The 6913-nt window shown below is 61.3% G+C and carries 1 protein-coding gene and 3 pseudogenes; 1 reads left to right on the top strand and 3 read right to left on the bottom strand.

From position 1 onward, the window contains the following. Positions 1-1449: pseudogene (locus AC30NL_RS16745) on the top strand (peptidase S53); the annotation flags it as partial. A gap of 304 nt (positions 1450-1753) precedes the next feature. Here the strand turns inward: AC30NL_RS16745 and AC30NL_RS16740 are convergent. The 3 genes and pseudogenes from AC30NL_RS16740 to AC30NL_RS16730 all read right to left on the bottom strand — a co-directional run. After that, positions 1754-5335 (bottom strand): hypothetical protein, encoded by a 3582-nt coding sequence (locus tag AC30NL_RS16740; RefSeq protein ID WP_489465133.1) that lies wholly within the window; start codon positions 5333-5335, stop codon positions 1754-1756. Between the two features lie 303 nt (positions 5336-5638). Next, positions 5639-5986, bottom strand: a pseudogene (locus AC30NL_RS16735) (IS5/IS1182 family transposase); the annotation flags it as partial. 51 nt (positions 5987-6037) lie between these two features. Further along, a pseudogene (locus AC30NL_RS16730) lies at positions 6038-6497 on the bottom strand (LysR substrate-binding domain-containing protein); the annotation flags it as partial. Positions 6498-6913: the final 416 nt, after the last annotated feature.

Below are 6913 nucleotides of genomic sequence, written 5' to 3'. Positions count from 1 at the left end.
GCTGATGGTTGCTCGCTCACGGTTGTCTACAGCACCCCCTCAGGGGCAATGACCGCTGCCGCGCCGGCCTACGACGCCGGCTGGGCGACCGAGATCGCACTTGACGTGCAATGGGCGCATGCGACAGCGCCACGAGCGCGAATCATCCTGATCGAGGCGGGCGATGCTTCGCTGAACGGTCTGTTGGGCGGGTTGAAGCTCGCCAACGCGATGGGGCCTGGCTCTGTTTCGATGAGCTTCGGCGTCACCGAGGGCAACTGGACCTCCCAGGTCGACTCCGCGTTCGCAGCAGCCGGCATGACGTACTTGGCGGCGACCGGCGACTCCGGCAGCGCCGTCTCCTGGCCCGCGGTATCGCCGAACGTGCTGGCCGTGGGCGGCACAACGCTTACGTACTCGGGGACATCTCCGCGCTCGGAGACCGCTTGGTCGAAGGGGGGCGGCGGAATCAGCGCGTACACCGCGACCCCGGCGTTTCAGTCGAACAAGGTGCCTGGCCTCGGAACGCTCGCCCACCGTGCGGTCGCAGACGTGTCGTTCAACGCCGACCCCTACACTGGTCAATACGTGGCCGTGATGCCGAAGGGCAGTTCCTCCGTCAGCTGGGTGAGCGCAGGCGGTACCAGCCTTTCCACGCCGCAGTGGGCGGGCCTGGTCGCGGTTGCCAACGCGCTACGCGCACAGTCGGCCAAGGCTGCTCTCGGGGCGCCGCATGTCGCTCTCTACACGCAGATTGCGCAAGTGCCGGGCACCTATGCTGCATCCTTCGGTGACATCTCCTCGGGCTCGGATGGCACCTGCGCCACTTGCTCGGCCAAGACGGGATACGACGTGCCGACCGGACTCGGCACACCGAACGTCACTGCCCTTCTCATGGCACTTGGCGGCGCGGCTGGGACCACCGTCACGGCGCCCGCGGCTCCGATCGCACCGATAGTCTCCGCGGCGACAGTCAGCGGCAAAGTCGGCAGCGCCCTCAGCTACACCGTGTCTGTCTCGGGCGGGGCCGCCACCAACTTCACGCTTACCGGCGCGCCTGGCGGCATGACGATCACCAGTGGCGGCGTGATTTCCTGGTCGGCGCCGGTCGCGGGCACCTATGCAGTGACCGTCACTGCAGCAAATGCCTCATCGGGACTCAGCGGTAAAGGCGTGATCAGCGTCGTGATCGCGGCGGCAACTCCGCCGGTCATCACGGCACCCGCCATCACGGGCACCGTCGGGAAGCCGCTCTCGGGCGCTATCACAGTCTCATCGCCAAGCGGCAGCTCGTTGTCAATTCAGATCACCGGTGTGCCGAGCGGCGTAAATTTTTCTGTGAGCGGCCAGTCGCTGCTCCTGAACTGGCCGAGCCCAGTTGCCGGAAAGTATTCGCTGTCGATTGCCGCAAGAGACAGCGCCGGCCTCACGACCTCGAGCACGCTCTCGATTGTCGTCAATGCGAAGTGAGCGCGCGGACTCAGAGGCTGAGAGTTTTTCGAGCGTGCCCGAGCAGCGCGTCAAAAGGCGCCTGATCTAGGCGCAAAGCGCAGCCATAGCTTGGCTATGGCGAGCATTTGCAACAACGAGCAGGGGGCTTTTGGCGTGATGAGCGGGCATGATCGAATTACTCTCAGCCTCTCAGGAGAAAGGTGGCGACCCGCGCTTCCAGCATCCAATGCTGCTCGCTACCCCGTGAATAGGTACGCCTTTCCGCAGGCGCCGCCAAGCCCCCTCGGCAACGGTGCCGGCCGTTGCGGTGAGGGCTCAACGGCTACGCCACCTGAGATTCCCGACGATTTCGGCGGTCAAGAATTTCTGTGCGCGTCGTGTCTAGCAGGGCTTTCAACGCGGGTTTCAGGCGCGTGCCCATGCTCGCTGGGTGGCCAGCGTCACTGATCATCTGCTCCAGGGCCGCCATACGCACGGTAGCGCGAAGCTTAGACACCTTGTCGATGAAACTCTCAAGAAGCAGCTCGCGACTCGGATGCGACCGGGTTCGGCGCCACAAGCGCTCCGCAATCGGTGCCTGCTGCTTGAGCACGCCGGGCAGGGCTTTTCGCGCCAGCTCGATCAACACCTCTTTTCGGTCGTTGTGGCTCACAAGGGATGGGATCACTTCGAGCAGCGCGTCGACCGCGTTGCGGGACGCGAGCCCTGGGAGGGAGCCTGCCGAGCTGGCAAGCCCTGACAGCGTTTCAAACTTTATGCGCTGGAGAGAAACTCCATTTTCGTCTGCACGGATACTTTCCAAGGCGACGTTGAATGCCTGCGCGCGCAGCCTTGGCGACAGATTGGGAATCGCGTGGGCGAGTGCCAAAACGGTTTGGTCCAAAATGAGGTTTTGCTCAGACTTGGCGCGTTCAACTGATCCCAGCAGGCCGTCAACAGCATTGACTTGTATCGAGTGTTCCAGCCAAGGGGCCGCAGACATCATCCCCGCCAGCACGCCGTCGAAATCATCAAAATTCAAGTCCCTGTGCAATAACAGCGAATCAAGGCCATTCCATGCAGACTCGCGCTCCGGCAATGCCTGAAGGTGCATGGCCAACAGCTTGAGCAAAGGCCCCAGCGTCTCTTTCGGCAGATGATGCTCGTGCTTGCGGGTCATCTCTAGCAGCTGATCGAACGCTTGCTGCATCTGCTGAGGCTCTGGGACGCAGCGCAGAAGGGTTGCGAGAGCCAGCAGGGGAATTTCCACGTCCCGACCTGGAACTCGCTCGGCAAGGCCAAGCATATGCGGGAATACATGGCTTCTCGTGCCGGGGTCGAGCAGTTCCATTGGCAGGCGGGCAGCAAGTGTGCCGAGGGCTTCACCGAGATCATGCGCGGGCAACTTGTCGAGTATGGAGAACGCTTGCGCGAGCTGTCGCTTCATGACGTCGCCCGAACTCATGACATCGCCCGAACTCCACCCGATTTTGTCAAGTAGCAAGGTGAGCAGGCGGCCGCTTCTTTCAACCGGAAGACGATTGATTGCCTCCAAAATGTGGTCCACCACCTGTCCCTTCTCGACCACTTTCTCCTGAGCGTGCGTGAGGAATTCCAAGGCATGGGGGCGGTCCGTGTCCGAAAGACCTTCGATCAACTGCAGAATCGCGTCGAATGCTCTCGTTGCGACGAGCCCATCGCCCTTGGATGTGAGATCTTCGGGCAAGCTTGTGGCCGTGAAGGCCAGCGCTGCGAGAACGGAGGCGCGATGGTCTGCCGGGAGCCCACCCATCATGCCCAGCGTCCTGTCGAACGCTTCCTGGCGCGCTTCATCGGGAAGCAGTTGAATTGCCCTTGCAATCTCATGCAAGGAGTTTCTCCGGAGCTTCTGTGGCAACTCTGCAGCGGCATGCGAGAGACTTTCGAGGGCGTCCTCGCGCAGGGAAGGCGACAGGCTGCGGATCTGATCGGCAAGCACGGGGATGCACTCGGCTCGGCCTTCGGGGGAAAGCTGTCCAGTCATATGCATCCCCTTCTTCCAGAGGCGATCGCGAGTCTCCTCATCCATCAGGGTTTCAAGTTTCCGGATCAGTTCAGACAATGGTTTGCCTTGCTCGTGCGCAGGAACTTGCTCGCAGAGCCTGAGCAGGTGGTCGAGCCGAGGCTGCCTCTTGTCTTCCGCCAGATAGGAGATCTTTGAAGCGAGCGCTGCCAGTGCCCCTGCGCGGTGCTCAGCAGGCAGTTGCGCGACCCTGCTCGCGATCTCATCGAACCGTTGCTCATCGATGGAGGCTTGGCCATCTTTCACAACCAGCCACGGACGTCCCGCAATCGCAACGCCCCGGAATTCGTCGGGGAGGCGTTCGATGGCTTGCAGCACCAGGGCGCGCAATTGCCCGCGATGCTCGCCCTCGCCGTCCTCCTGCGGCTCGATGTAATACACGAGATTGGCCAGCATGGATGCGCGCGGTTTGGGTGGCATCTGTTCGACCAATCGAGAAATGGGATCCAAGGTGGCCGACTTCAACCATGGCGGCATGGTTTCGGAATTCGCGATGAGCATTTGCAGCGCAGCCCCTGCATGTTCAGGCCCAACCCTCTCTATCGCCGCTGCGACTTGAAGAAAGCTGCGCAAGGGTTCTTGTTCAACTGCGGCGACTGAGGTGGCGAGCCATTCCAGCGTCAAGCTTCGAGAGTTCGCGGGAAGCCGCTCGACCTCGCGCGCAATGAAATCAAATGACTCTCGTTGCAGTGGAATATGCTGGCCCAAGCGATACAGGCTTTGGGCCAACGCGGCCAGAGGCATGGCGGCATCAGCCCGCCCCCCGAGGGCCTCGATCGATTGCTGCAAGAGCGAGTAGTGGATCGCAAACATTTGAGCCGGGGGAACCGGCTCCGGTTCAACCTCCGGGGGCAGTTCCGGATCAGCCTCTAGGTGCGGATCCAGATCCTCCAAAGCCAGCTCCAAGATCTGCTGCCCGTCGAACTCCGGGCCAAACACTTCCTCCTGCTCAGTCGGAGGCACAGCCGCCAAGCTCGGCGCAGTCCCATCGTCAGAACCGAACTCAGAGGGCTCTACCAATGGCTCCCCCGCCTCTGACTGCGCCTCTGACTGCGCCTCTGACTGCTCCTCAAGTAGCGCCAGCCCTTCGGCCAGCGACTTGGCCATCGCCGCCAGAGGCGCCGCTCTTTGCGAGAGGCTCTCGAGATTGATCACCTCCAGCATCTTCTCGACCAGAGACAGACCCAGACCCGGCCCCTGAGGGCCTTGGATGCCCGCGCGGGCCAGCGCCGTAAGCGCATCTGTGCGCTGCGCAGGTTCGAGTTCCCCGACAGTTCTCAAGAACTCATCCAGGAGAAGGTCTTGCTGGTCCTCTTCAGTCCACTGAATCCGGTAGGCGACATCCCGCAGGACTTCACTGCGCATCTCGTGATCGAAATCCGGCATGCTGCGGGACACTTGGGACAGGACATCTCGTACGACTTCCGCGTTGTCAGAGTCTTTCAAGCGCTCTAGCAGCATTGCTTTGGTCGCCATGGATGAGGTCGCTTCAAGCATTTGCTTGCTGCTCAATGCCAAGGAGATGGCGCCCATCTTGGCGCGATCGGCGATTGCCGACTGGAGATGGCGCGGAAGGTCGGTCAAGCTACGCTGGGGCACCTCAAGCAGGTTCATTCGTGGCGCCAAGACACCCGTGCTGCTGACGTCCATTGGTGAGCGTCCCCTGAGCGCGCCGATAGCTCCCGCAGAGAGCGGGGGCGCCGAACTGGGGCGCATCGACGATTGTGAAGTTGACGGGCGGGTGGCGTCCGCGGTGTAAGCGGCGCCCGAAACGTGGTCGTTGGTTGATTGATTGGTTTTCATGGTGGAGGTAAGTGCTGTGGCGGCGCCTCCTTTGGAAGCTCTTCCGTGCTCTCGGATCATCTTTCAAGCCCGCCATTGCGTGTTCATGGATGCGAAGTGCTTGGTGCTTGCCCGAAGAACTTTGCTGGTTTCAAGCGAAACCTGGAATGGTCGAGGTGATAGCGCTTGGGAATCCCCGCCGCGCTCGACGCGGGCGGGAAACCGGACCACGACTGGAGCCCGCTTTTGACACGCTCGACCACGGTTTCACTGGTTCTCGGCAGGGCTCTGTCGCGTCAAGGGCGTTGTGACGTGTGAGAGCCGAAGCAGAGAGTCCGGCTCAGAACGCGAGCGAGTAAAACTGGTCGGCAGCCTACAAGGCCGCTCGATGGCCTGTCGGCGCTTGAGCCAGCGCTTTTGCCGGCTCGTCAGTGTCTGGTCCCTGCCTCGATGGATGATCTCGATGCCGGGGTTGTCGTCATCCGCGCCCCGAAACCCCATGTCCACGATGGCCTGCTTGGGGCTGCGTCCCAAGTCCTGCAGCAAGGTGTTGGTTTGCTCGAGTTGCGCGGCAAGGGTGTGCCCGTCGTATGGATTGCCGGGGAAACTCCTGGCTCCGATCATCAGCGCCTTGCCCTTGCCGATGCACTCGACCTCGGGCGCATGCAGCGCTTAAAGCTTGTTCTTGTCGTGGCGCTGTTGCGTGCAATGCACTCGGCACGCTCGGTCGAGTCGCCCGGAGGAACCTCCCTCCAGGCGCTCACAGAACCGGACGTGAGTCTCAGCTCGCACAAGGCGCTTGCTTTTCAGTTCCTTCTTCACCGAACTGACCGGAAGGAAGGCAAGACCATGGCCTTCAAGCGCCATTGCCTTGAGACCTTCGGCCATGTCGGTCTCGTAGATCGGGTGGAGGATGAGTGGCGACGGTGCGAGCTTGACGATCAATTCGGCCAGGCGGCCCAGGTAGGCGCCGGACGCATAGCTCAGGAAGGGCAGCTTGGTCGATGGCCCGGCCGGAACGATGAAACATCGGCTGGCCTGCATCGTCTGCCTTCGCGTACGCTGCGAGCGTCTCATGGCCGAGGCTCAGCATCTCGTAGCGGTCGGGGCTCAACTGCAGTGGCCGCGACGGATGGTGATAGGCGATGAGCAGGTCACAACTGCCTTCGGTCAACTGCATCACCGCGTCGTGCACGTTCAGCGTGACGAGCCGGCTCTTGACCGCGCCGACGCGCTTGCGCAAGTCCTAAAGGTGAGCCGCATCTCGCAACGATTCCATTCTTCAAGATTAGCGACGTAATCCTTTAGACCCCAGGACGATTGCATGAAGGAAACAAGTGAACGTGTGGTTTGTCCAGCTCATGCATTGCCCGATGGTCTGAAGTAAAAATTTATGTCGCCTTCTTCAGATGGAAGAGGGCCTCGCCACTCCTGCGACGAATTATCGAACAGGTCAAGCAAGGTAGTACCGTTTTGCGGGAAGCTTACCAAGGTTTCATCGGTCGCAGAGAGGAATTCTTGGCTCTCTATTTCATCGCTAGATCCCTCTCCTGGCGCAGCTGATCGTGTCCCACATTTAATGCTGGACACGGGGACCGATTCGCCCTATTCTTTTTCGATGCAGGTAGCAGGCCGTGACTTTTCCGAAGACATTCTTTC

It is taken from the genome of Rhizobacter sp. (assembly GCA_021153565.1).
GTDB lineage: Bacteria > Pseudomonadota > Gammaproteobacteria > Burkholderiales > Burkholderiaceae_C > Albitalea.
The sequence above is the reverse complement of the archived record's forward strand: the minus strand, read 5'-3'. Positions and strand labels throughout refer to the sequence as shown.

What these genes read in the sequence shown, in the direction of transcription:
- AC30NL_RS16740 (WP_489465133.1), bottom strand. Translation starts at nt 5,335, where the DNA reads ATGATCCGAGAGCACGGAAGAGCTTCCAAAGGAGGCGCCGCCACAGCA.